This is a genomic window from Cupriavidus agavae (genome assembly GCF_004217045.1).
Taxonomy (GTDB): Bacteria; Pseudomonadota; Gammaproteobacteria; order Burkholderiales; family Burkholderiaceae; genus Cupriavidus; species Cupriavidus agavae.
Window position 1 is genome coordinate 972,730 of the sequence record NZ_SGXM01000001.1, and the last position, 25,423, is coordinate 998,152.

At 66.9% G+C, this 25,423-nt stretch carries 22 protein-coding genes; 17 read left to right on the top strand and 5 right to left on the bottom strand.

Annotated elements, in window-relative coordinates; genetic code table 11:
- The first annotated feature begins 71 nt into the window (after positions 1–71).
- From EV147_RS04425 to EV147_RS04465, 9 genes are all read left to right on the top strand, one after another.
- Positions 72–2,642, top strand: a complete 2,571-nt coding sequence (locus EV147_RS04425) for a heavy metal translocating P-type ATPase (protein WP_130389885.1) — start codon at positions 72–74, stop codon at positions 2,640–2,642.
- Positions 2,643–2,804 carry a cbb3-type cytochrome oxidase assembly protein CcoS gene (gene ccoS / locus EV147_RS04430; protein ID WP_130389886.1) on the top strand — a complete coding sequence of 54 codons (162 nt, stop codon included), beginning with the start codon at positions 2,643–2,645 and terminating at the stop codon, positions 2,802–2,804.
- Positions 2,805–2,999: 195 nt separating this feature from the next.
- Entirely contained in the window at positions 3,000–4,448 is a 1,449-nt protein-coding gene (gene ccoN, locus EV147_RS04435) for a cytochrome-c oxidase, cbb3-type subunit I (protein WP_130389887.1), read from the top strand.
- Positions 4,449–4,466: 18 nt separating this feature from the next.
- Entirely contained in the window at positions 4,467–5,156 is a 690-nt protein-coding gene (ccoO, locus tag EV147_RS04440) for a cytochrome-c oxidase, cbb3-type subunit II (RefSeq protein ID WP_130389888.1), read from the top strand.
- A 4-nt stretch (positions 5,157–5,160) separates the two neighbouring features.
- A complete protein-coding gene (locus tag EV147_RS04445; RefSeq protein ID WP_130389889.1) occupies positions 5,161–5,322 on the top strand; it encodes a cbb3-type cytochrome oxidase subunit 3 in 162 nt (53 codons plus the stop codon).
- 2 nt (positions 5,323–5,324) lie between these two features.
- Positions 5,325–6,248: a cytochrome-c oxidase, cbb3-type subunit III gene (gene ccoP, locus EV147_RS04450; RefSeq protein WP_130389890.1), complete on the top strand. Its 924-nt coding sequence runs from the start codon at positions 5,325–5,327 to the stop codon at positions 6,246–6,248.
- 49 nt (positions 6,249–6,297) lie between these two features.
- Positions 6,298–7,791, top strand: coding sequence for a cytochrome c oxidase accessory protein CcoG (gene ccoG, locus EV147_RS04455; RefSeq protein ID WP_130389891.1), 1,494 nt, complete (start codon positions 6,298–6,300; stop codon positions 7,789–7,791).
- A 40-nt stretch (positions 7,792–7,831) separates the two neighbouring features.
- A complete protein-coding gene (locus EV147_RS04460; RefSeq protein WP_130389892.1) occupies positions 7,832–8,062 on the top strand; it encodes a FixH family protein in 231 nt (76 codons plus the stop codon).
- The gene (locus tag EV147_RS04465) at positions 8,059–8,304 is read left to right on the top strand and encodes a hypothetical protein (protein WP_130389893.1); all 246 of its coding nucleotides are present in this window, start codon (positions 8,059–8,061) and stop codon (positions 8,302–8,304) included. Before EV147_RS04460 ends, EV147_RS04465 begins: the two co-directional genes overlap by 4 nt.
- Positions 8,305–8,385: 81 nt before the next feature.
- On the opposite strand, the gene fnr is transcribed toward EV147_RS04465, so the two are convergent.
- On the bottom strand, positions 8,386–9,111 hold the full coding sequence (gene fnr / locus EV147_RS04470; RefSeq protein ID WP_130389894.1) for a fumarate/nitrate reduction transcriptional regulator Fnr: 726 nt from the start codon (positions 9,109–9,111) through the stop codon (positions 8,386–8,388).
- Between the two features lie 84 nt (positions 9,112–9,195).
- Here fnr and EV147_RS04475 point away from each other — a divergent pair, with 84 nt between their 5' ends.
- The 8 genes from EV147_RS04475 (at position 9,196) to truB (ending at position 20,259) form a co-directional block, all read left to right on the top strand.
- The gene (locus EV147_RS04475; RefSeq protein ID WP_130389895.1) at positions 9,196–9,978 is read left to right on the top strand and encodes a sulfite exporter TauE/SafE family protein; all 783 of its coding nucleotides are present in this window, start codon (positions 9,196–9,198) and stop codon (positions 9,976–9,978) included.
- Positions 9,979–10,524: 546 nt separating this feature from the next.
- Complete coding sequence (gene scpB / locus EV147_RS04480; protein ID WP_130389896.1) at positions 10,525–11,487, top strand: SMC-Scp complex subunit ScpB; 963 nt, start codon at positions 10,525–10,527, stop codon at positions 11,485–11,487.
- 28 nt (positions 11,488–11,515) lie between these two features.
- Entirely contained in the window at positions 11,516–13,465 is a 1,950-nt protein-coding gene (gene rluB / locus EV147_RS04485) for a 23S rRNA pseudouridine(2605) synthase RluB (RefSeq protein ID WP_130389897.1), read from the top strand.
- Positions 13,466–13,796: 331 nt separating this feature from the next.
- On the top strand, positions 13,797–14,285 hold the full coding sequence (gene rimP / locus EV147_RS04490; RefSeq protein ID WP_130389898.1) for a ribosome maturation factor RimP: 489 nt from the start codon (positions 13,797–13,799) through the stop codon (positions 14,283–14,285).
- Positions 14,282–15,757, top strand: a complete 1,476-nt coding sequence (gene nusA, locus EV147_RS04495) for a transcription termination factor NusA (RefSeq protein ID WP_130389899.1) — start codon at positions 14,282–14,284, stop codon at positions 15,755–15,757. The genes rimP and nusA overlap by 4 nt, the downstream gene beginning before the upstream one ends.
- 83 nt (positions 15,758–15,840) lie before the next feature.
- Positions 15,841–18,771, top strand: a complete 2,931-nt coding sequence (infB, locus tag EV147_RS04500) for a translation initiation factor IF-2 (RefSeq protein WP_130389900.1) — start codon at positions 15,841–15,843, stop codon at positions 18,769–18,771.
- Between the two features lie 75 nt (positions 18,772–18,846).
- Entirely contained in the window at positions 18,847–19,251 is a 405-nt protein-coding gene (gene rbfA / locus EV147_RS04505) for a 30S ribosome-binding factor RbfA (protein ID WP_130389901.1), read from the top strand.
- A gap of 69 nt (positions 19,252–19,320) precedes the next feature.
- On the top strand, positions 19,321–20,259 hold the full coding sequence (gene truB, locus EV147_RS04510; protein WP_130389902.1) for a tRNA pseudouridine(55) synthase TruB: 939 nt from the start codon (positions 19,321–19,323) through the stop codon (positions 20,257–20,259).
- Between the two features lie 66 nt (positions 20,260–20,325).
- Here truB and EV147_RS04515 read toward each other — a convergent pair whose 3' ends face one another.
- From EV147_RS04515 to EV147_RS04530, 4 genes are all read right to left on the bottom strand, one after another.
- A complete protein-coding gene (locus EV147_RS04515) occupies positions 20,326–21,939 on the bottom strand; it encodes a DHA2 family efflux MFS transporter permease subunit (RefSeq protein ID WP_130389903.1) in 1,614 nt (537 codons plus the stop codon).
- Positions 21,932–23,158: an HlyD family secretion protein gene (locus tag EV147_RS04520; RefSeq protein WP_130389904.1), complete on the bottom strand. Its 1,227-nt coding sequence runs from the start codon at positions 23,156–23,158 to the stop codon at positions 21,932–21,934. The genes EV147_RS04515 and EV147_RS04520 overlap by 8 nt, the downstream gene beginning before the upstream one ends.
- An 86-nt stretch (positions 23,159–23,244) precedes the next feature.
- Positions 23,245–24,717, bottom strand: coding sequence for an AdeC/AdeK/OprM family multidrug efflux complex outer membrane factor (locus tag EV147_RS04525; protein ID WP_130389905.1), 1,473 nt, complete (start codon positions 24,715–24,717; stop codon positions 23,245–23,247).
- Positions 24,718–24,789: 72 nt separating this feature from the next.
- A complete protein-coding gene (locus EV147_RS04530) occupies positions 24,790–25,326 on the bottom strand; it encodes a MarR family winged helix-turn-helix transcriptional regulator (RefSeq protein WP_130389906.1) in 537 nt (178 codons plus the stop codon).
- Positions 25,327–25,423 lie beyond the last annotated feature (97 nt).

Genomic DNA, 25,423 nt, shown 5'->3' on the forward strand with positions numbered 1-25,423 from the left:
CTGACTTGACCTGCATCAACGCAGGGCCTGTTTTTTTTACCTAGTATTCGTCGGGTAAAAAAAGCGCGCCCATGCCGTCGATACCAACCGCCCCCTTCGCGCCGTCCCTTCCTGCCACCCAGGCTGTCACCGCTGGCCCGGGGCCGTTCACGGCAACCCCCTCAGATTCTGCTTCCGACACTGCTTCCGACTGTTTCCACTGTGGCCAGCCGCTGAATGGCGCCGCGCCGCTGTCCGCCGCGCTCGGCGGCCAGCACCGTACGTTCTGCTGCGCAGGCTGCCAGACCCTGGCGCAGACGCTCCATGCCGCCGGCTTCGGCCACCTCTACAGCGATGTCACGCGTTTCGCACGGCCGCTCGACGCCGAGGCCCGCCGCCAGTCCGAGCCCATCTGGGCCGCCTATGACACTCCGGAGTTGCAGGCGCAGTTCGTCCGCGAACTGGGCGACGGCCGCTGCGAGATCACACTGGCGCCCGAGAACATCCGCTGCGCGGCTTGCGCCTGGCTGATCGAGCAGCACCTGGGTCAACTCGACGGCGTGGAGTCGGTGGTGGCGAACGTGGCCACGCGCCGCGTGATCGTGCGCTGGCAGGCCGCGAAGCAGGGTGTGGCGGCGCTGCTGGGCAGCGTGGCCGATATTGGCTATGTGGCGTGGCCGTTCGAGGTGTCCCGCACGGACCAGCAGGATCGCCGCGAGCGGCGCGGGCTGCTGATGCGCCTGGCCGTGGCGATGCTCGGGATGATGCAGGTCATGATGTACGCGTGGCCGCTCTACACCCATGAAGCCACGATCGACCCCGGCCAGTTGCAACTGATGCGCTGGGCCAGCCTGGCCCTGACGCTCCCCGTCGTGCTCTATTCCGCCTCGCCGATCTTCGGCGGCGCGTGGCGCTCGCTGCGGCGGCGGCACATGGGCATGGACGTCCCGGTGGCCATCGGCGTCGCGGCCGGCTTCCTGGCGAGCGTGGCAGCGACCGTGCGCGGTGTCGGCGAAGTCTATTTCGATTCGGTCACGATGTTCGTGGCGTTCCTGCTGCTGGCGCGCTACCTCGAACTGCGCGTGCGCCAGGCGTCGCGCAGCGGCGCCGAAATGCTCGCCCGGCAGCTTCCGGCCACCTGCGAACGGCTGGGCGAGGCGGGCGGGCAGGGCGAGCGCATTCCCGTGGCACGGCTGCGGGCCGGCGACCGGATCCGGGTCAAGGCCGGCGAGATCGTTCCGGCCGATGGCGTCGTCGTGGCCGGCGCGAGCGAAATCGACGAGTCGATGCTGACCGGCGAGGCGCGCCCCGTACGGCGCGTGGCCGGCGATACCGTGCTGGCCGGCTGCTTCAACGCGGCCAGTCCGCTGGAGGTGCGGATCGACCGGATCGGCGCGCAGACGCGGCTGGCGGAAATCGTCGCCGTGCTCGACCGAGCGCTGGCTGACAAGCCTCGGCTGGCTCAGGTTGCCGACCGGGTCGCGGGCTGGTTCGTCGGCATCCTGCTGGCCATGGCCGCCGCAACCGGACTGGTGTGGATGCTGTGGATCGATCCGTCGCGCGCCTTGCTGGTGACCGTAGCGGTGCTCGTGGTGAGCTGCCCCTGCGCACTCTCGCTGGCCACGCCGGCCGCGCTGGCCGCTGCCGGAGCCGCGCTGTCGCGGCGCGGCGTGCTGCTGACGCGGGCCCATGCGCTGGAGACGCTCGCGAGCGTGACCGACGTGATGCTCGACAAGACCGGCACGCTGACCGAAGGGCGCTTCGCGCTCGTTGCCACGCAGACCTTCGGCGTGCTCGACGCAGTGGCCTGCGAGCGGATCGCGCAGGCGCTGGAGCGGGGCGGCGAGCATCCGATCGCCCGGGCCTTCACTGAGCTCCATGCTGCCGAACATGGACCGGCCGTCGCCGTGGACGACCTGCGCAATGTGCCGGGGCAGGGGCTGCAGGCGACGGTCGATGGCCGCACGGTGCGGCTCGGCCGTCCCGCGTTCGTCATGGGGCTGTCAGGGGCTTCCGACCAGCCCGGCCATGCCTGCGGAGGGCATCCCGGCGCGACCGAAATCTGGCTCGGCGACGGAGACGGCATCCTGGCCGCCTTTCAACTGGCCGACATCGCCCGCGCCCAGGCTCCTGCGCTGCTGCGCCAGCTTGCGGCGCTCGGCGTGCGCTGCCACCTGGTCTCGGGCGACAGCCCGGCCGCGGTGCGCTGGTGGGCCGACCATTTCCAGATCGATATCGCGAGCGGCGCCGTGACGCCCGAAGGCAAGCGCGACTACGTGGCCGCGCTCCAGCGCGAGGGCGCCGTGGTGCTGGCGGTCGGCGATGGCATCAACGATGCGCCGGTGCTGGCGCAGGCCCAGGTTTCGATCGCGATCGGCAGCGGCGCGCCGCTGGCGCAGGCCGGCGCCGACGCGGTGCTGACCCACGGCGGCATCGCCGAGATCGCCACCGCCATCGCCACGGCGCGCCGGACGCGGCGGGTCATCCGCCAGAACCTCGGCTGGGCGCTTGCCTACAACGTCACGGCAATCCCGCTGGCTGCCACGGGCTTCGTCACGGCCTGGATGGCCGGCATCGGCATGTCGCTGTCGTCGCTGTTCGTCGTGGCGAACGCCTGGCGGCTGCTGCGTACGCGCGACGCGACGCGGATGGGAGATTCCTGAATGGAGATGCTGTATCTGCTGGTGCCGATGAGCCTGGTCCTGGCGGCAGTGATCGCCGGGGCGCTGTGGTGGGCGCTGCAAGCCGGCCAGTACGACGACCTCGACCGGCCCGGCGAGGCCATCCTGCTCGACAACGACACGCCGTCGACGCCGGAACGCTAGGCAGGCCGTGGGATCGGAATGGTCCGAGTTGGGGCGCTGCGGCGTCCGTATCTGCCGTGGTGGCCACAGACCGGTTTTCTTGCGATGGGTTCTACCGACATTCAGTTGTCTTGATCGAAGTCAACACGACGACCGTGGCGTTTTTCTAAAGTCACACCGTCAATAGGTTTATTCATTCTTAGCTTGGGGGTCTGAATGGCTGTCACCACCGCGTCGCCGCGCGTCGACACCTTCAACTATGGCGTGGTGCGGCAGTTTGCCGTCATGACCGTGGTCTGGGGCATCGTCGGCATGGCCGTAGGCGTTCTGCTTGCGGCACAACTGATCTGGCCGGATCTGAATTTCAACACGCCGTGGCTGTCGTTCGGCCGCCTGCGTCCGCTCCATACCAACGCCGTCATCTTCGCCTTCGGCGGCAGCGCGCTGTTCGCCACCTCGTACTACGTGGTGCAGCGTACCTGCCAGGCGCGCCTGTTCTGCGGGCCGCTCGCCGCGTTCACGTTCTGGGGCTGGCAACTGGTCATCGTGGCCGCCGCCATCACGCTGCCGATGGGCATCACGACTTCCAAGGAGTACGCGGAACTCGAGTGGCCGATCGACATCCTGATCACGCTGGTCTGGGTGGCCTACGCCATTGTTTTCTTCGGCACGATTGTCAAGCGCAAGACCCGCCACATCTACGTGGCGAACTGGTTCTTCGGCGCCTACATCCTGACCATCGCCATCCTGCATATCGTCAACAACATCGAGATGCCGGCGTCGATGTGGAAGTCGTACTCCGCCTACGCGGGCGTGCAGGACGCCATGATCCAGTGGTGGTATGGCCATAACGCGGTGGGCTTCTTCCTGACCACCAGCTTCCTCGGCATGATGTACTACTTCATCCCGAAGCAGGCCGGACGCCCGATCTATTCCTACCGCCTGTCGATCGTCCACTTCTGGGCGCTCAACTTCACGTACATGTGGGCCGGCCCCCACCACCTGCAGTACACGGCGCTGCCCGACTGGGTGCAGTCGCTCGGCATGGTGTTCTCGCTGATCCTGCTCGCGCCGTCGTGGGGCGGCATGATCAACGGCATCATGACCATGTCCGGCGCCTGGCACAAGCTGCGCACCGATCCGATCCTCAAGTTCCTCGTGGTGGCGCTGTCGTTCTACGGGATGGCCACTTTTGAAGGTTCTATGATGTCGATCCGCACGGTCAACGCGCTGTCGCACTACACCGACTGGACCATCGGCCACGTGCATTCGGGCGCGCTCGGCTGGGTCGCCATGATTTCGATCGGCTCGCTCTACTACCTGATCCCGCGCCTGTTCGGGCAGAAGGAAATGTTCAGCGTGCGCCTGATCGAGTGGCATTTCTGGATTGCCACGATCGGCGTGGTGCTCTACATCGCCTCGATGTGGATCGCCGGCGTGATGGAGGGCCTGATGTGGCGCGCCACGCAGCCTGACGGCACGCTGACCTACGCGTTCGTCGAAGCGGTCAAGGCCAAGTATCCGTTCTACCTGATCCGCCTGCTCGGTGGCCTGTGCTTCCTGTCCGGCATGCTGGTCATGGCCTACAACGTCGTCCGCACCATCGCTGGCAAGCCTGCCGTCGATGCGCCGATTCCGGCCAGCCTGCCGGCTTCCGCCCACTGATCGCCGAGGATTGCAACGATGTCTCAGAATCAAGGTTTCTTCCGCCACGAGACGCTCGAGAAGAACGTCGGCTGGCTGATCGTCGCGACCATCATCGTCGTGAGCATTGCGGGCCTGGTGCAGATCGTGCCGTTGTTCTTCCAGCACTCCACCACCAAGCCGGACCCCGGCATCACGCCGTACTCGCCGCTGCGCCTGATGGGCCGCGACATCTATATCCGCGAGGGCTGCGCGGGCTGCCATTCGCAGCAGGTGCGCACGCTGCAGGCCGAGACGGAGCGCTATGGCCATTTCTCGACGGCCGGCGAATCGGTCTACGACCACCCGTTCCTGTGGGGCTCCAAGCGGACCGGCCCGGACCTGGCGCGCGTTGGCGGCCGGTATTCCGACGACTGGCAGCGCATCCACCTGCGCAACCCGCGTGACGTGGTGCCCGAATCGGTGATGCCGTCGTACCCGTGGCTCGAGAAGACGGCGCTGCCCACCGACTCGATCCAGCCGCGCATGCGCGCGCTGCAGCGGCTCGGCGTGCCCTATACAGATTCCGAGATCGCCGGCGCGCCAGAGCAACTGGCCGGCAAGACCGAGGAGGACGCCATGGTGGCGTACCTGCAGGGGCTGGGCCTGAACCGCCGCAACGTGCGGGTGGACACGGCCGCCGCACCCGCCGCGCCGGCGGCGACCGAAGTCGCACCGGCCAAGGAGTAACGCCATGATGATCGTGACTGCAATCGCCACCGTGCTATCGATGGCGACGTTCCTGGCCATCTGCTGGTGGGCATGGTCGGCGGGCCGCAAGGCGGCCAATGAGGAATCGGCCATGCTGCCATTCGCCTTGCCCGACGAAAACAACAACCCAAGCCGGAATCCGTAACCATGAGCGATTTCTTCTCCGATTTCTGGGGCTATTACATTGCGGCGATCGCGCTGATCGGCATCGCGTGGTGTGTCTGGCTGCTGTTCTCCCAGCGCAAGATGCCCAAGGGCGTCAGCACTTCCGACGACACCGGCCACGTCTGGGATGGCGACCTGCGCGAGCTGAACAACCCGCTGCCGCGCTGGTGGATGTGGATGTTCCTGCTGGCCTGCGTGTTCGGGCTGGGCTATCTGGTGCTGTATCCGGGGCTCGGCAGCAATCCGGGCGTGCTGAAGTTCTCCTCGCAAGGCGAGCTGGCTGCCCATCGTGCGGCAGCCGAGACGCGCCAGCATCAGATTTACGCCAGATTCCTGCAGATGGACGTCAAGCAGGTAGCGGCGGACCCCGATGCGCGCGAGATTGGCCAGCGGCTGTTCCTGAACTACTGCGCGCAATGCCATGGCTCGGACGCGCGCGGCAGCCGCGGCTTTCCAAACCTGACCGACAACGACTGGCTGTATGGCGGCGAGCCTGACACGATCCAGCAGACCATCGCCAAGGGCCGCAACGGCATGATGCCGCCGCTTGCGGGCGCCATCGACGCGAAGCAGGCCGGCGACACCGCGCAATACGTCCGGTCGCTCTCCGGGCTGGCTTACGACCCGATCCGGGCGTCGCGCGGCGAAAGCACGTTCAAGACGACCTGCGCGGCCTGCCATGGCTCGGGCGGCAAGGGCAACCAGGCGCTCGGTGCGCCGAACCTGTCCGACAACGTCTGGCTCTACAGCAGCTCGGAAGGCGCCATCGTCGACGCGATCCTGAAGGGCCACAACGGCCACATGCCCGCGCACGAGGAAATTCTGACACCGGAACGGATTCGCATGCTGACCGCCTACGTCTGGGGTCTTTCCAATACCGCGACCGCCGGAGCCGCAGGGCAATAACGAACCGCCCCGGCCGGCCAGGCGGCCTGCCGGGGCTGAGGGCTAGACCATGAACGCGCCCCTGAAAACCCCACCCGAAGGTCCGGACGCTTCCGCGCCCCGGACATGGCGCCCCGCGCCGCCCCCGAAGACGGCCAGCGATGCAACGGAAGAAGCGTTGTACGAGGTGCGTCGCAAGATTTATCCGCGCTCGGTCACGGGCGCGTTTTCGAGCTGGCGCGTCTGGCTCGTCATCCTCACGCAGCTCGTCTACTACGGTACGCCATGGCTGCAGTGGAATGACCGCCAGGCTGTGCTGTTCGACCTCGGTGCACGCAAGTTCTATATCTTCGGGCTCGTGCTCTGGCCGCAGGACGTGATCTACCTGGCCGTGCTGCTGGTCATATCGGCACTGGCCCTGTTCCTGTTCACGGCGATCGCCGGACGGTTGTTCTGCGGCTATGCGTGCCCGCAGACCGTCTACACCGAAATCTTCATGTGGATCGAACGCCGGATCGAGGGCGACCGCATCGCCCGCATCCGGCTGGACGGCGACCCATGGAGCTTGCGCAAGCTGCGCATCAAGGCCACCAAGCACACGCTCTGGATCGTGATCGCGCTCTGGACGGGTTTCACGTTCATCGGCTACTTTGCGCCCATCCGCGAACTTGGCAGCGAGATCCTGCATGTCTCGCTCGGCCCGTGGCAGGCGTTCTGGATGCTGTTCTACGCGTTCTGCACCTGGGGCAACGCGGGCTTCATGCGCGAGCAGGTCTGCAAGTACATGTGCCCGTACGCCCGGTTCCAGGGCGTGATGGTGGACCGCGACACCTACGTGGTGACCTATGACGTTGGACGCGGCGAGCCGCGCGGCAGCCGCTCGCGCAAGGCGGATCACCGCGCCGCCGGGCTGGGGGAGTGCGTCAACTGCAGCATCTGCGTGCAGGTCTGCCCGACCGGCATCGATATCCGCGACGGCCTGCAGTACGAGTGCATCGGTTGCGGAGCCTGTATCGACGCCTGCAATCAGGTCATGGACAAGATGGAGTATCCGCGCGGGCTGATCCGGTACACCTCGGAGAACGCCATGCGCGCGGCGCTGTCGGTGGCCGATGCCCGCAAGCGGCTGGTGCGGCCCCGAACCGTGATCTATTCGGTGATCTGGCTCGCGCTGGTGGCCGGCTTCGTGGTTTCGCTGGCCATGCGCACGCCGCTCAAGGTGGACATCATCCGGGATCGTGGCGCCCTGGGCCGCGAAGTGGACGGCCGCTGGATCGAGAACGTCTACCGGCTGCAACTGATCAATGCCACCGAGGCGCCGATGACGATCCGCGTCAATGCCGACAGCAGCGAGATGGCGGGCCTGATCGTCGAGTACGACCAGACGGCCGGGGCGCTGGCGCCCACTTCGAACCGGTTGCTGCCAATCCGGATCCGCGTGCCGATCGAAGACGCGAAGCAGGGCACGCACAAGATCGACATAACGGTGACCACCGAAACCGAAGCGTCGCGCGGCGTACAGATTCGGCAAAGTACGAGTTTTATTGTCCCCCGCAATCTGTAGCCCCCGCCGTCGACCACGGCAACGAACAGAGGAGAGCGCAATGACCCCAACCCCTTCGCACGCCGCCCATGCGCCGCGTCCCTGGTACCGCGAGCCGTGGCCGTGGATCCTGATGGCCGGCCCGCTGCTGGCGATGATCGGATGCGGCGTGACAATCTGGCTGGCCAACACCCACGCCGACGTGCCGGTGCAAGATGCCAGCCGGCACGGGCTGGTCGTCGAAAAGATCGACGCCGCCGCCGGTACAACGGCGCCGCGGAGCCGCCCATGAGACTGCGCTGGCTGATGTGGGTACTGTGGCCGGCGTTCCTGATGGCAGGGGCTGCCACGGCGGTGGTGTTCTCGGTGGTGGACCCGGGCGATATCAGTTTCTTCGGCCATCCGGTCGAGGCGCCGCGCCAGGCCATTTATACCGTGGGCTTCCTGCTGGCGTGGCTGTTCTGCGCGCTGTCGAGCGGGCTGACGCTCTACACGATGCCGATCCGGCTCAGCGATACCGATGAGTTCGAATAGGGCACGCGCAGCCGATGTCGGGAAAAACAAAGGCCGCCACGGCGCGATGCCGGGCGGCCTGTTCTCGCAGGGGTGCCGGTTTCAGCAGGAACGGCTGTAGACCTGCTTGATGCCCGCCATGTCGATGATCTTCACATGCCGCTGACGAATCTGGATCAGGCCCGCTTCGGCGAAGCGCGAGAACAACCGGCTCACGGTTTCGAGCTTGAGGCCGAGATAGCTGCCGATTTCCTCGCGGCTCATGCGCAGCACGAACTCGGTGGAAGAGTAACCGCGCGCCGCCAGGCGTTCGGACATGTTGACGAGGAAGGCGGCGAGCCGCTCTTCGGCGCGCATCGAGCCAAGTGTGATCAGCATGACCTGGTCCTGCGAGATCTCCTTGCTCATCAGGCGCAGGAACTGGCCCTGCAGCGAGGGCAGGCTACTCGACAGCGACTGCAGGTCATCGAAGCGCACGACACAGACCTCGGTGTCCTCGAGCGCGGTGGCGTCCGAGGCATGCTGCATCTCGCTGAGGCCGTCGAGGCCGATGACTTCGCCGGGCAGATGGAAGCCGGTGATCTGCGTGCGGCCGTCCTCCATCGTGACGTGCGTTTTCAGCGTGCCGAACCGGATGGCGTAGACCGCGGACAGCGGTTCGCCCATGCGATACAGCGTTTCGCCCTTGTGAACTCGCACGCGTTCCTGCACGAGGGTGTCCATTTTCGCCAGGTCCTGCTGCGACATGCCCACAGGCAGGCAAAGCTGGCCCATGGCACAAGTGGAGCAGCGTGGCGACATCTCGGTGACGGGGATCGAAGTCAGCAATTGAGGTGCTCGTTTGAATGCGCTTGTAGCGAGGGCGCGATGCGTGCATTTTACAGCGTCGAGTGACGTGGAAGCGAGGAACAGTTGCCATTTGGCGTGCTTTTAAGCGTTTTTCTGATTGCCTTGTTCGGCGGTGTGCATTGCGCAGCGATGTGTGGAGGAATTGCTATTGCAGTCGAGCAGAATCCGATGCACACGCAACAGACCGTGTCACATTCCGTGGCCTTCGTGCATCGCTCGCGTGCGCGCTGGTGGCTGTCGGTCTGCGTCATGCACGCAGGGCGCGTCACCATGTACATGCTGCTCGGCGCGGCGGCCGGCGCGGTGGGTGCCGCGGCGTGGGCGCACGACTATCTTCCAGTGCAGCGCTGGCTGTTCGGCGCGGGCAGTGCGCTGCTGGTGCTCACCGGGCTTTGCATCCTGTGGGGCTGGACGATCCGCCTCGGCATGGTCGAGCGACTCGCGGCGCGCGCCGCCGCCGGCCTGGCATCCGCGCTGCAAACACTGCGGCGTCGGAATCCCGCCATGCGCGCGACGGGCGCCGCGCCTTCGTTTCCCGGCCGCTACGCCACCGGCCTGGCGTGGGGCATGGTGCCTTGCGGCATGGTCTATGGCGCACTCGCGCTGGCCTTGCTGGCCGGCAACGCACCGTCCGGCGCGCTGGTGATGGGCGCCTTCGGACTAGGTACTTTGCCGAATCTGCTGGTGATCTCGGGGCTATCCGGCTACCTGCGGCAACTGTCGCGCCGGCGTCATGTGCGCACCCTGTCGGCCTTGCTGGTGGTCGGTTTCGGGGTGCTGGGGCTGGCCCGGGCCCTGTGGCTGCCGGACACCCTGGGCCAGCACGGGTTCTGCGTCGTGTTCTGAATCGGCCACAACCCCGGGTTGCGGGATCGAGCGGGAATGCCATACAATCCCGAGAACCACGGTATCGCGCCGCGTCATGCACGAGGCGTCGCCGGGGCGGCTTCCCTGATCTGGGGTGCCCGTCCAGGGTTTTCAGGCATGCGGGTCATGCCGGAACCATCCCCACAGACCATCCGGTTCAAAAGATCTGGTTAAAAGGCCGGCGGCGGTGGGAAGGTGACGCCGGGTCGGGCGAGGTTGCCCGAGCCGATATCCGATTGTTTCTTGCCGTCTTGGCCATCCGTTGGTCCAGGCGATTGTCCGTCCCGAAGGGGGAGGCGCGACGCAAGAGGTCCGTCGACCGGCGATGGCTACCGGCCCCGGACGATCTCCTGCCGGACAGACCCGGCAAATCGATGCAAAGAACGAGGTGCACGGCGGCGCTCCAACCAGCGCGAGCCGGCTGCGCGACGAGATGGCGAAGGCTTCGGCCTCGCTGTATCTGCAATCTCCAGTGCCCCGGGATTCATCCGGGGGCAGGTGCAAAGACAGGCTGCACACAATCACATGAATACCCAAGAGGCGAAGATCGTCCTCGAGACCGCGCTGATCTGTGCGCAGGAACCCTTGCGCGTTGGTGAACTGCGGCGCTTGTTCGCCGACGACGTCGGTGCCGATACCATCCGGGTGCTGCTCGAGGAGCTGCGCCAGGACTGGCAGCAGCGCGGCGTGGAGCTTGTGGCGCTGGCCAGCGGCTGGCGCTTCCAGAGCCGGCCCGAGATGCGCGAGTTCCTGGACCGGCTCAATCCGGAGAAGCCGCCCAAGTATTCCCGCGCGGTCATGGAGACCCTGGCGATCATCGCCTACCGGCAGCCCGTCACGCGGGGTGACATCGAGGAAATCCGCGGGGTCACCGTCAGCACGGAAGTGGTCAAGAAGCTTGAGGACCGCGACTGGATCGAGGTCATCGGCCATCGGGACGTGCCCGGACGGCCGGCACTGTATGCCACGACCAAGGCATTCCTGGACGACCTCGGGCTGCGTTCGCTGGACGAACTGCCGCCGCTCGAAGATGCCCAGGCGCAGGCGCAGGCCACGCTGCTCGACCAGCAGGCCATCAATTTCGAGGACATCGCCACGGCTAACCCCGCTGCGGCCGACGAAGAGACATTCGCCGCGCCCGAGGCAGCAGAGGTGACCGGGGCGGCCGAGATTGCCGGGGAGGGCGACGCAACTGTCGTTGCCGCGCCGGAAGAATCCGAGTCCGAGGCCGCCGCACCAGTTGAGGCAGCCCAGGACGATGCCGGCGCGCCGGCAGAGCACGCAGTACCGCAAGAACAAGAAGACAGCGTCGGGAACGAGTCTCCCACGTCCGCCGAGGACGACGACGCGCCGCTGGCGCATGCCAACGGTTTCCACGTGGACACCCAGGCTTCCGACCCGGAAGTTGCCGAAACGGCTGACCCGGAAGCGGACCAGGAGGGCACTGCGCCTTATCCGGCCGAAGACGACGAGCGCGTGTCCAACTGAACAACATGCAACATCGATAGTGAATACTTTGTCTGATTCCGCTGATCAAGACGTCCGCCAGCCGGACGTGCCGGGCGACGCCGGCGCAGCGCCCGATACGGGCAATGGCGCCGACGGCGCGCCGCGCCGCAAGGGCCTTCGCCGTGGCTTGCGCAACCTGGTGGCCTCGCGCCGCCAGGGCGCCCAGGATCGGGATGCCGGTCGGGGCGACGCCGAAGGCGTGCCGCCGGCCCAGGCCGAGGACGGCGCGCAGCCTGCTGCGCCGCGCCCGCGCGGCCGCCGCAAGCCGGCACCGGCCGCCGAGGCTGGCGAGCAGGGCGCCGCGGCACGCGCCGAGGGACGTCCGAACGCCCGTCAGGCCGAGGCGGGCGATGCCCAGCCGCAGCGCCGGCGCCGGCAGCAGCCGCAACGCAAGGCCGCGCTGGTCGATGGCGACAACAAGCCAGCGGCGGAGCAGGCGGGCAAGCGCAGCAAGCCGGGCCAGCCACGCAAGGGCCAGGGCCAGGGTGGTAGCGGCAAGCCGGGCGGCCGGGGCGAACCGCGCCAGGCTGACGCCCGCCAGGGCGACAAGCCGGCGAAGGCTGCCGGCAAGCCCAAGGCGGCAGGCGCCGAGGACGTGTTCCGTTTCGTGATTTCTGAGCAGTTCGACGCCGAAGAGACGATCGTGCCGCGTACCAAGGCCAAGCCGGTGCGCGAGCTGACCTCGGATGACGACGCCCCGAAGCTGCACAAGGTGCTGGCCGACGGCGGCCTGGGCTCGCGCCGCGAAATGGAAGAGCTGATCCTGCAGGGCCGCGTCTCGGTCAACGGGCTGCCCGCGCATATCGGCCAGCGGATCCTCCCGGCCGACCAGGTGCGCGTGAACGGCAAGCTGATCCACCGCAAGGTGTCGACCAAGCCGCCGCGCGTGCTGCTCTATCACAAGCCGGCCGGCGAGATCGTCAGCCAGTCCGATCCGGAAGGCCGTCCGACCGTTTTCGACAGCCTGCCGCGCATCAAGAACGGCAAGTGGGTGGCCGTGGGCCGGCTGGACTTCAATACCGAGGGCCTGCTGATCTTCACGACCTCGGGCGATATCGCCAACCGCTTCATGCATCCGCGCTATGGCGTGGAGCGCGAGTACGCGGTACGCACGCTGGGCGAGTTGTCCGAGTCGGACCGCCAGCGCCTGCTGCACGGCATCGAACTCGATGATGGCGACGCCAACTTCCTGCGCATCGCGGATGGCGGCGGCGAGGGCGTGAACCAGTGGTACCACGTGGCGCTGACCGAGGGCCGCAACCGCGAGGTGCGCCGCATGTTCGAGGCCGTGGGCCTGACCGTGTCGCGCCTGATCCGTACCCGCTATGGCCAGTTCCTGCTGCCGCGTGGCCTCAAGCGTGGCCGCTGGCAGGAGCTGGAGGCCACGGAAGTGCGCGCGCTGATGGCCAATGTCGGCCTGAAGGCGCCGTCGAAGGACGATGGCGGTGGCAAGGGCGCCACCAAGGTGGGCGGCCGCAAGCAGCGCACCGAGGCAGCGATTGCCGGCATGCCGATGCACACCGGCATGGATGGCCTGCCGCGCTTCGAGAAGAGCAGCGGCAACCGGGGCGGCGGCAGCGCCGGCCGGGGTGGCCAGCCTGATCCGATGCAGACGTCGATGGGCTACATCCCGTCGGGTCCGGCGCCGCTGACGTCGCACACGACCAAGTTCGGCGGCGGGCTGGGCGGTGCCGGCGGCATGCGCGGTGGTGCGGGCGGTGCGGGCAACCGCGGCCGTGGCGGCAAGGCCGGCGGTTTCGGCAGTGCTGGCAACGCAGGCAATGCCGGCGGCGCGGGCGGCAACCGTGCGCGTCGTGGCGGCGGTGGCGATGTGAATGGAAATGTGATGCCGAAGGCAGCCAAGGGTGGCGGTAACGCACGGGGTGGCAGCGGCGCCGGCGGTGCCGGTGGCGGCGCGCGCCGTCCGCGCGGCGGCGGCCGTGGCGGGCATCGTTGATTGAGGCGAGGGGGGCGGCCATGTGCAGCACCGGCCATCGCCCCCTCCCGACGCGGATCAAGCTGGCTTTTGCCTTTTGGACATAATCCGCGTATAATCAAAGTCTATTCAAAAGTATCATCCTCGGCGAGGATGGGCGAATGATGGGCATTGCGCCCATTTTTTTTTGGTTCGCCCATTTGCGCCATTGGCCCGGGTGCGCCACTTTGGCGCGCCGTCCATGGATGATCGGCAGGCAGGGCAGCTTACAGGCCGTTTCGGAAACTCGCTTTCAGAACGTTGTGTTGCCCGGTGGCTGCCAAAGTGTTGAAGGCCACTACTCGGGATTACAGTGCAACTGGCAGATTTGATCGAAACCACCCTTATCGGCATGGGCTACGAGTTGGTTGAGCTTGAGCGTGCCCCGGCCGGACTTCTGCGTGTCTATATCGATCAGCCTGAAACCGGCATCGTCATTGAGGATTGCGAGAAGGTAAGCCGCCAGCTTACCCACGTGCTCACGGTCGAGAACGTGGATTACGAGCGCCTCGAAGTGTCGTCGCCCGGCCTGGACCGTCCGCTCAAGAAGCTTGCCGACTTCGCCCGCTTTGCCGGAGACGAAGTCCGGGTCACGCTGCGCCTGCCGGTCAACGGCCAGAAGAATTTCACCGGCATCCTGCGCGAACCCGCAGGCGAGGCCGGGGCCGAGAAGATCGGCCTGGAATTCGAGGGCAAGGACGGCCCGGCACTGCTGGAATTCGCCATATCCGATGTCGACAAGGCCCGTCTGGTGCCGGTGATCGACTTCAAGGGAAATCAAAGAAAAGGGAACAAGCAATGAGCCGCGAAGTTCTGTTGCTCGTCGATGCGCTAGCGCGCGAGAAGAACGTCGACAAGGATGTGGTGTATGGTGCGCTGGAGGCGGCACTCGCCTCCGCGACCAAGAAGCGCTTCGAGGAAGACGTGGATATCCGCGTCCATATCGACCGTGAATCGGGCGAGCATGAAACGTTCCGCCGCTGGCTCGTGGTTCCCGACGAACAGGGCCTGCAGGAGCCGGACAAGCAGATCCTGCTGTTCGAAGCCCAGGAACAGAGTGCCGACATCCAGCTCGACGATTTCATCGAAGAGCAGATCGAGTCGGTGGAGTTCGGCCGCATTGGCGCGCAGGCTGCCAAGCAGGTGATCCTGCAGCGTATCCGCGACGCCGAGCGCGAGCAGATCCTGAACGACTACCTGGATCGCGGCGAGAAGATCATGACCGGCACGGTCAAGCGCGCCGACAAGAAGGGGCTGATCGTGGAATCGGGCCGCGTCGAGGCGCTGCTGACCCGCGACCAGATCATTCCGAAGGAAAACCTGCGCACCGGCGACCGCGTGCGGGCGTACATCCTGAACGTGGACCGCGCCGCGCGTGGCCCGCAGATCGAGCTGTCGCGCACCGCGCCCGAGTTCCTGATCAAGCTCTTCGAGAACGAAGTGCCGGAAATGGAACAGGGCCTGCTGGAGATCAAGGCGGCCGCCCGTGACCCGGGCGTGCGGGCCAAGATCGCCGTGGTGGCGCATGACAAGCGCATCGACCCGATCGGTACCTGCGTCGGCGTGCGTGGCACGCGTGTGACGGCGGTGCGCAACGAGATCGGCGGCGAGGCCGTGGACATCGTGCTGTGGTCGGAAGACCCGGCGCAGTTCGTGATCGGCGCGCTGGCCCCGGCACAGGTCCAGTCGATCGTGGTCGACGAGGAAAAGCACAGCATGGACGTGGTGGTGGACGAGGAAAACCTCGCCATCTCCATCGGCCGCAGCGGTCAGAACGTACGCCTGGCGTCGGAGCTGACCGGCTGGCAGATCAACATCATGACGCAGGAAGAATCGGCGCAGAAGCAGGCCGAGGAAAGCGAAGTGGTGCGCAAGCTGTTCATGGCCAAGCTGGACGTGGACGAGGAAGTGGCGGACATCCTGATCGAGGAAGGCTTCTCCACGCTGGAAGAAGTGGCCTACGTGCCCATCAGCGAAATGATGGAGATCGAGGCCTTCGACGAGGACACCGTCAACGAGTTGCGCAATCGCGCCCGCGATGCGCTGCTGACGATGGAACTGGCCCGGGAAGAAAAGGTGGAAGAGGTGTCGCAGGACCTGCGCTCCCTCGACGGCCTGACGCCCGAGCTGATCGGCAAGCTGGCCGAAGGCAACATCCACACGCGCGACGACCTGGCCGAACTGGCCGTGGACGAACTGGTCGAGATGGCCAGCGTGACCGAGGATGAAGCACGCGCGCTGATCATGAAAGCACGGGAACATTGGTTTAACTGAGGGACACGTCCGGGTGAACGCCCGGACGCGCTTTCCGCATACGAATTGTCCCGACGTAGAAACCGAGCATTGAAAGGGTTTGAATGGCAAGCACAACAGTTGCCCAACTGGCCGCAGAACTGAGCCGCAGCCCTGCTGCACTGCTGGAACAATTGCAGGCAGCTGGGGTGGGCAAGGCAAAGCCTGAAGACATCATTACCGAATCGGACAAGACCCGACTGCTGGATTACCTGAAGCGGTCGCACGGTCAGTCTGATGACGCGCGCAAGAAGATCACGCTGACCAAGCGCGAGACTTCCGAGATCCGCCAGTCGGATTCCACCGGCAAGACCCGCACGGTGCAGGTCGAGGTGCGCAAGAAGCGTGTCCTGATCAAGCGTGACGAGGCCGAATCCCACGACGATGGCGCGGACGCCCAGGCTGCCGCCGAAGCCGCCGCCGAGCAGGCGCGCCGCGACGAGGAACAGCGCCGGCAGGAAGCCGAGGCCCTGGCACGCCAGGAAGCCGAGGCCCAGGCCGCACGCGAAGCCGCCGAACGCGAGGAAGCCGAGCGCCGTGCGCGCCAGGAAGCCGCCGAGGCCGAACAGCGCCGCCAGGCTGAACTGCTCGCGCAGAAGGCCGCCGAGGAAGCCGCTGCTTCGCAGGCCGCGACCGACGCCGCCGAGGACACCGCCCGCAAGAAGGCCGAGGACGACAAGGCGCGTCTGGCCGCCGAGCGCGTGCAGGCCCAGAAGAACGCCGACGACGCCAAGGCCGCTGCCGACAAGGCACGTGCCGAGCAGGACAGCGCCAAGGCGGCCGCCGACAAGGCCCGCGCCGAGCAGGACGCCGCCGCGCGCCGTCGCCGCGAAGCTGCCGAGGCCGAGGCCCGCGCCATCCAGCAGATGCTGAATGCGCCGCCGCGCGTGCTCAAGGCGCCGTCGGAACGCAAGGCCGAGGAAAAGAAGGCCGAGCAGACCGGCACGCTGCACAAGCCGGTGAAGCCGGCCGGTGCCACGACCGAGGCGAAGAAGGACGAGAAGAAGGCCACGCCGGCCACGACCACCACCACGACGACGGCTACCGCCGACAAGAAGGGTGCGAAGGGCAAGACCGGCTGGCAGGACGACAACCGTGGCGGCAAGAAGGGCGGTGGCCTGAAGACGCGCGGCGATTCGTCGGGCGGCACGGGCGGCTGGCGCAGCGGTTCGCGCGGCCGTGGCGGCAAGCAGCATGCCGACGACCGCAGCAACTTCCAGGCGCCGACCGAGCCGGTGATCCGCGAAGTCCACGTGCCGGAAACCATCTCGGTGGCCGACCTGGCGCACAAGATGGCCGTCAAGGCGTCCGAGGTCATCAAGCAGATGATGAAGCTCGGCCAGATGGTGACGATCAACCAGGTGCTGGACCAGGAAACCGCCATGATCGTGGTGGAAGAAATGGGCCACAAGGCGTTTGCCGCCAAGCTGGATGATCCGGAAGCGCTGCTGGTGGTGGATGGCGAGGACCATACCGACGCCGAACTGCTGCCGCGTCCGCCGGTGGTGACCGTGATGGGTCACGTCGACCACGGCAAGACCTCGCTGCTGGACTACATCCGCCGCACGAAGGTTGCCGCGGGCGAAGCTGGGGGCATTACGCAGCACATTGGCGCGTACCACGTGGAAACCGACCGTGGCGTCATTACGTTCCTGGACACCCCGGGTCACGAGGCCTTCACGGCCATGCGTGCACGTGGCGCCAAGGCGACCGACATCGTCATCCTGGTGGTGGCTGCCGACGACGGCGTGATGCCGCAGACCAAGGAAGCGATTGCGCACGCCAAGGCTGCCGGCGTGCCGATCGTGGTGGCGATCAACAAGATCGACAAGCCCGAAGGCAACCCGGACCGCGTCAAGCAGGAACTGGTGGCCGAGCAGGTGTTGCCGGAAGAGTACGGCGGCGATTCGCCGTTCGTGCCGGTGTCCGCCAAGACCGGTTTCGGTATCGACGACCTGCTGGAACAGGTTTCGCTGCAGGCCGAAGTGCTGGAACTGAAGGCTCCGGTCGACGCGCCGGCCAAGGGTCTGGTCGTGGAAGCCCAGCTCGACAAGGGCAAGGGCCCGATCGCGACGATCCTGGTCAGCAGCGGCACGCTCAAGCGTGGCGACGTCGTGCTGGCAGGCAGCGCCTATGGCCGCGTGCGTGCCATGCTGGACGAAAACGGCAAGCCGGCGAAGGAAGCCGGTCCGTCGATCCCGGTGGAAATCCAGGGTCTGTCGGAAGTGCCGGCCGCCGGCGAGGAAGTGCTGGTGTTGCCTGACGAGCGCAAGGCGCGCGAAATCGCGCTGTTCCGCCAGGGCAAGTTCCGCGACGTGAAGCTGGCCAAGCAGCAGGCGGCCAAGCTCGAAACGATGCTGGAACAGATGGCCGAGGGCGAAGTCCAGTCGCTGCCGCTGATCGTGAAGGCGGACGTTCAGGGCTCGCAGGAAGCGCTGGTGCAGTCGCTGCAGAAGCTGTCGACCGCCGAAGTGCGCGTGCAGATCGTGCACGGCGGCGTGGGCGGTATCTCGGAGTCGGACGTCAACCTGGCAACCGCCTCGAAGGCCGTCATCATCGGCTTCAACGTGCGGGCCGACGCCGGTGCGCGCAAGCTGGCCGAGCACAACGGCATCGACATCCGCTACTACAACATCATTTACGATGCTGTGGACGAGATCAAGGCGGCCATGTCGGGCATGCTGGCGCCGGAGAAGCGCGAAACGACGATTGGCCAGGTGGAAGTCCGCCAGGTCTTCCGCGTGCCGAAGATCGGCGCGGTGGCCGGCTGTATGGTCACCGACGGCCTGGTCAAGCGCTCGTCGCTGGTCCGCGTGCTGCGCAACAACGTGGTGATCCACGACGGCGAACTGGACTCGCTCAAGCGGTTCAAGGACGACGTCAAGGAAGTCAAGCAAGGCTTCGAGTGCGGCCTGTCGATCAAGAACTTCAACGATGTTCAGGAAGGCGACCAGCTCGAAGTGTACGAAATCACCGAGGTGGCGCGTACGCTGTAAGGCGCAACGCAAAGACGGCAGGCTCCGGCCTGCCGTTTTCACATCTGCCCCGGCAAACGCATAGCAAAGTATTGAATGGCCAAGAAAGGCAATATTTCCTCCCGTAACCTGCGCCTGTCCGACCAGATCCAGAAGGAACTGGCCGAGATGATCCAGCGCGAACTGCGCGACCCGCGCCTGGGCCTGGTGACGCTGCAGTCGGTGGCGCTGACGCCCGACTACGCGCACGCCAAGGTCTATTTCACCGTGCTCGGCGCCGAGCCCGACGTGGCGGCCGGCATCCTGCGCGAGAAGGCCGGCTACCTGCACTCGCTGCTGTTCAAGCGGCTGCACATCCACACCGTGCCGACGCTGCATTTCCATCACGATACGTCGGTTGAGCATGCCATCGAGATGTCGAAGCTGATCAACGAGGCGAATGCCACGCGCTCGAAGGACGACGCCGCAGGCGACGACCGCGACGACCGCGACGACAAATAAGTCGCTCCGCACCCCCCGCATACCCCGCGCGCCGGCGTCCGCCGGCCGCGCTCCCCGAATCCCTCCGCAATGACCGATTCCCAAGCCAGCCGTCCGCCCCGCTTGCCGCGCCGTGACGTCCATGGCGTGCTGCTGCTCGACAAGCCGCTGGGCCTGTCGTCCAACGACGCGCTGGTGCGCGCCAAGCGCCTGTTGCGCGCGAACAAGGCCGGGCATACCGGCACGCTCGACCCGCTGGCCACCGGACTGCTGCCGCTGTGCTTTGGCGAGGCCACCAAGTTCTCGCAGGATCTGCTCGACGCCGACAAGACCTACGAGGCCGAGGTGCGCCTGGGCGCGACCACGACCACGGGCGACGCCGAAGGCGAGATCGTCACCGAGCGCCCGGTCACCTGCGACCGCACCGCACTTGATGCGGCCGTGCTGCGCTTTACAGGCGATATCGAGCAGGTGCCGCCGATGTACTCGGCCCTGAAGAAGGATGGCCGGCCGCTCTACGAGTACGCGCGTGCCGGGCAGACCGTCGAACGGGCCGCGCGGCAGGTGACGATCCATGCCATCACGCTGCTTGCGGTCGATTTGGAGAAACTACGATTTACGATGCGGGTCACGTGCAGCAAGGGCACGTATATCCGGACGCTGGCCGAGGATATCGGCGAGGCGCTGGGCTGTGGCGCCCATCTGACCGGCCTGCGCCGGACCGCCGTGGGTGACCTCACGCTGGACGGGGCCGTGACGCTCGAACAGATCGACGCCCAGGCGGACGATGTGCGTCCGGACTTGCTCGCCCCGGTGGATGCACTGCTGCAACGCTGCATGCCGGTGGCGCTCGACGCCACGGCGGCGGGGCGCTTCGTGCAGGGGCAGCGGATTGCGCGCCGGGATCTGCCTGAGGGCCAGGCGCCGGAAGAGGGCGCGCTGGCGCGGGTCTACGGGGAAGGGAAGCTGCTGGGCGTGGCGAGGATGCGGGAAGGGGCGTTGAGGCCGGAGAGGTTGGTGAAGCTGTAACCTCCCGCTCAGTTTTTCCCCTCTCCCGCGTGGCGGGAGAGGGGAGCAAGACCGAGGAGGCAGGCTTCAATGCGCCCCGGCCGCATCCGCCCCGCCGCCGCCCTGCGCCCGCTTCGTCAGCCAGACGAACACGATCAGCACGAAGAACAGCACGCCGGAAGCCCAGAAGATATCGTTGGCGCCCAGCATCGACGCCTGCTGGGAGATATTGCGCTCGATCAACCCCATGGCCTGCATCTTCGACATGCCCATCTGCATCAGGTGGTCGAGCTGCTGCTGGTAGGCCGGGTTGTACGGGTTGATCTGCTCGACGAGCTGCGCGTGGTGCAGCGCCGAGCGGTTCTCCCACAGCGTGGTCGAGATCGAGGCGCCGATCGCGCCGAACGTGATCCGCACGAAGTTCGACAACCCGGACGCGGCCGGAATCCTCTCCGGCGGCTGCCCCGACAGGATGATCGAGGTCAGCGGGATGAAGAACATCGCCATCGCCGCGCCCTGGATCAGCGTGGGAATCACCAGCGCCCGGGTATCCACGCCGGTGGTGAAGCCCGCCCGCATGAAGCTGACCGCGCCGAACGTGATGAACGCCGTGGTAGCCACCCAGCGCGCATCGACCTTGGGCAGCAACCGGCCGATGATCGGCGACAGGATGATGGCGAAGATACCCACCGGCGCGGTGACCAGCCCCGCATCCGTAGCCGTATAGCCAATAATCGTCTGCAGCCACAGCGGCAGGATCACCAGGTTGCCGAAGAACAGTCCGTAGGCCACCGAGATCGCGACCACGCCAGCGGCGAAGTTGCGGCCCCGGAACAGGTGGATATCGACGATCGGATGCTTCTCGTACAGCTCCCAGATCAGGAAAAACAGGAACCCCACGATGGCGATCACGGTCAGCGCGACAATCACGCCCGAGTGGAACCAGTCGAGTTCCTTGCCCTTGTCGAGCATCAGCTGCATCGAGCCGACCCAGATCACCAGCAGCGCCAGCCCGATGCGGTCGATCGGCAGCGACTTGGTGGGGGTTTCGCGGTCCCGGTAGATTGCCCAGGTCACGTAGGCGGTCAGGATGCCGATCGGCACGTTGATATAGAAGATCCACGGCCACGTCATGTTGTCCGAGATCCAGCCGCCGAGCAGCGGCCCCATGATCGGCGCCACGAGCGTGGTCATGCCCCACAGCGCCAGCGCCATCGAGCTTTTGGCGGGGGGATAGCTGGCCAGCAGCAGCGCCTGCGAGAGCGGGATCATCGGCCCGGCCACGGCGCCCTGCAGCACGCGGGCGGCGAGCAGCGTCTCCAGGTTCGGCGCCACGCCGCAGAGCCACGACGAGACCACGAACAGCAGGATCGACAGCACGAACAGCCGCACGGCGCCGAAGCGCTGGGTCAGCCAGCCGGTCAGCGGCACCGAGATCGCATTGGCCACCGCGAACGAGGTGATGACCCAGGTGCCCTGGTTCGGCGAGACGCCCAGATCGCCGGAAATGGCCGGGATCGACACGTTGGCGATCGACGAGTCGAGCACGTTCATGAACGTGGCCAGCGACAGCGCGATGGTGCCCAGCACGAGCTTGCCGCCCGAGAGCGGCGGGTGCGCGGCGGGGCGGGCGGGAGGCGCCGCCGGGGCGGGCTTCGGCGCTGCGGCGTCGCCCGGCGTTGCGGTGATGGAATCAGCCATGGGTGGCAGCGGACTTCGGGGCCACGCCGCGCGTGGCGGCGGCCGGCGCCGTGGTGCGGCCGCCATTGTTCAGGGCGATGATGCGGGCGATCAGCGCGTCGGCATCCTCGGCCACCTTGTCGTAGACATCGGTCTGCAGCGGGCGGCCCTTGGTGGCGCTGAGCATGGCGGCGCCTTCCTCGTTGCGTACGTCGACCGTGACGTTCATCGACAGGCCCACGCGCAGCGGATGGTCCTTGAGCTGCTTCGCATCGAGCGCGATGCGCACCGGCAGGCGCTGCACCACCTTGATCCAGTTGCCGGTGGCGTTCTGGGCCGGCAGCAGCGAGAACGCGGCGCCGGTGCCGGCCGAGAAGCCTTCCACGTGGCCCGTGTACTTGACCTTGGAGCCGTAGACGTCGGCTTCCAGTTCCACCGGCTGGCCGATGCGCATGTGCGTAATCTGCACTTCCTTGAAGTTGGCGTCGACCCAGACCTGGTCCAGCGGCACCACGGCCAGCATCGGCGTGCCGGCCTGCACGCGCTGGCCCACCTGCGCCGAGCGCTTGGCCACATAGCCGGTGACCGGGGCGGGAATCGTCGAGCGGGCGAAGGCCAGGTAGGCCGAGCGCAGGTTGGCGGCCGCGCGCTGCACGCTCGGATGCTTCTCGACCGTGGTCTGGTCGGTCAGCACCTTGTTCGACGCCAGTTGCTCCTGCGCGGCGATCATGGCCGATTCGGCCGCCTTGAGCGCGGTCTGCGCGTGGGCGATTTCCTCGCTCGACACGGCGCCCGAGCCCGCGATGGCCTGGCGGCGGCGCAGGTCGTCGCGCGCCTTGGCCACGTCGGCCTCGCGCAGCGCCACGTTGGCGGCCAGCGAGCCGTTGTTCACGTACAGCGTGCGTACCTCGCGCACGGCCTGGGCGAGCTGCGCCTCCGCCTGCTCCATGCTGACCTGCGAGTCCGCTCGGTCAAGCTGGATCAACGGCTGGCCGGCCGTGACGAGCTGCGTATCGTCGGCGGCGATCGAGACCACCGTGCCACCCACGAGCGGCGTCACCTGGACCACGTTGCCGGCCACGTAGGCGTCGTCGGTATTCTCGAAGTGGCGCGCGTAGATGCCCCAGTAGAGGCCGTAGCCAATGCCGGCCACCACCACGGCGGCGGTCAGGGAGACAAGCAGGCGGCGGCGCTTGCCGTTGTTTTCAGCCACGGGGGCGGATTGCTGGTTGGTGCTCATAGGGAATTCTCGTCCGTGTATTCGTCGTGTTTCTTGCGTGCGGTCCGGTGCGGTCTCTGCGTGGTCTCTGTGCGGGGGGAGGGGCCTCAGCCCTGGTTGCCCGCCGCGCTGTCCGGAGACTCGTAGCCGCCGCCCAGCGCCTTCATCAGCCCGATCTGCAGGTCCAGCCGGCGGGCCTGCAGATCGGTGGCCAGGCGCCGCTGCTGCAGCACGTTGCTTTCGGCGTTGAGCACGGTCAGTTGCGTGCCCAGGCCGGCCTTGTAGCGCGTGATCGAGAGCGTGTAGGCGTGCTCGGCCAGGTCCAGCGCCTCGCGCTGCGTGCGGATCTGCTGGTCCACGCTGCGGATGCTGGTCACCGTGTCGGCGGTCTCGCGCAGCGCGTCGACCAGCGTCTGGTTGTAGCTGGCGGCGGCGATGTCGTACTGCGCGTATTTGCCCTTGAGGTTGGCGCGCAGGCGGCCGCCCTCGAAGATCGGCAGCTTCAGCGTGGGGCCCACGCCGAAGGTGCGGCTCACGCCCATCAGCAGGTTCGACGGTTCGAGCGAGGCAAAGCCGGCAAACGCGGTCAGCGTGATGTTGGGCAGGAATTCCTTCTTCGCCACGCTGATGTCGGCCGAGCTGGCCTCCACGCGCCAGCGGGCGGCCACAAGGTCGGGGCGGCGGCCGATCAGGCCGATGGTCAGGTCGTCCGGCAGTTGCGGCGTGGCGTTGGCCAGCAGCGTCGGCCTGGCGATCTGCAGCCCCCGGTCCGGACCCTTGCCGAGCAGTGCGGCGATCTGGTTGCGGGCCAGCGCGATTTCCTCGTCCACGCGCTGCAGGTCGGTCTGCGCGGCGGCCACGGTGCCGCGTGCCTGGGTGGTTTCCACCTGCGTGTCGAGGCCGGCAGCCAGCCGTTGGCGCGACAGGTCGGTGAGGTCGCGGCGCTGGGCGATGGCCCGCTCGGCGACGTCGCGCTGCGCGTAGAGCGCGGCCAAGCGGTTGTAGCCGCGTGCCACCGAGGTGGTCAGCATCAGCCGGGCGGCCTGGCTTTCGGCTTCCATCGAGCGGTCCTCGGACAGCGCCGCTTCCAGTGCGTCGCGGTTCCGGCCCCAGAAGTCGAGGTCCCACGACAGTCCCAACTGCAGCCGCGACTGGTTCTGCCACGAGCCGGCCAGCGGCGTGCCCTCGAACAGGTCAGTCTGCGAGAAGCGCTGGCGCATCAGGCTGCCCTCGAAATCCACGCCGGGATAGAGCGCGGCGCGCGTGGCATCGGCCATGGCGCGCGACGCCTGCAGGCGGGCGATGGCGACCTGCAGGTTCGGATTGTCGTGGACGGCCTCGTCCACGAGCTTGCGCAGTTCGGGGTCGTGGAACTGGTCGACCCAGTCCTGCGACGGCCACTGGCCATGCTCGTTGGTAAAGGTCTGCGGCGACGCCAGCGTGGCGGCGTCCGCCACGCGCTGCGTGCCGTGCGAATCGCCGAGCGCGGCGCAGCCGGCCAGCACGGCCGCGGCCAGTACGGTCAGGGCCAGGGCGCCGATGCGGCGGGCGGCCGGGGCGTAAGGTGTCATGGGTGTCATGGAGCAGAAACGTTTGCTGACGCGGGGTTCTTCAATGCCTGGGGGGCTGGCGGGGCGGATCGGGCGGTTCCGCTATCCGGAGTTGCGGTCCTCGGGCCAGAGCGGCTCGCCGGCAGGGCAGGTGTTGGTGACGATGCGAAGCAGCATGCCGCGGAACTGTTCGATTTCCTGCTGGCTGAAGCCGGCAAAGCCCCGGCGCATCACGTCGCAGAAAATGGCCGGAAGTTGTTCCACCAGCGCGCTGCCCGCTGGCGTGATGGAGAGATCGACCACGCGGCGGTCTTCATCGCGGCGGGTGCGGGCAATCAGTCCCCGCTTTTCCAGGCGGCTCAGCAGCCGGGTAACCGAACCGGCATCGGTATTCAGGCAGCGGGAAAGCTCGGTCACCTTGGTGCCTTCGCCCTCGGCAAGCACCATCAGGCACACGGCCTGCGTATGGGTCAGGTCCAGGCTGCTGACTTCCTGATCCACGCCTTGCGACAGCGTGTTCTTGGCGCGTGCCAGCAGATAGCCGACGCTGCGGCCAATCCGGTACGTGGCCGGGTCGAACGCATCTGCGGGGGACGGGGATGCTTCCGAGGCGTCGGAGGAAGGTGATCGGGAGGTCATCTCTTGGCACAGCAATATTTGTCTGGGCAAATATAGCTAAACGGCTATGCCGGCGGCAACCATCGCAATTGGTTATTGCCGAATGCGCAATGACGCC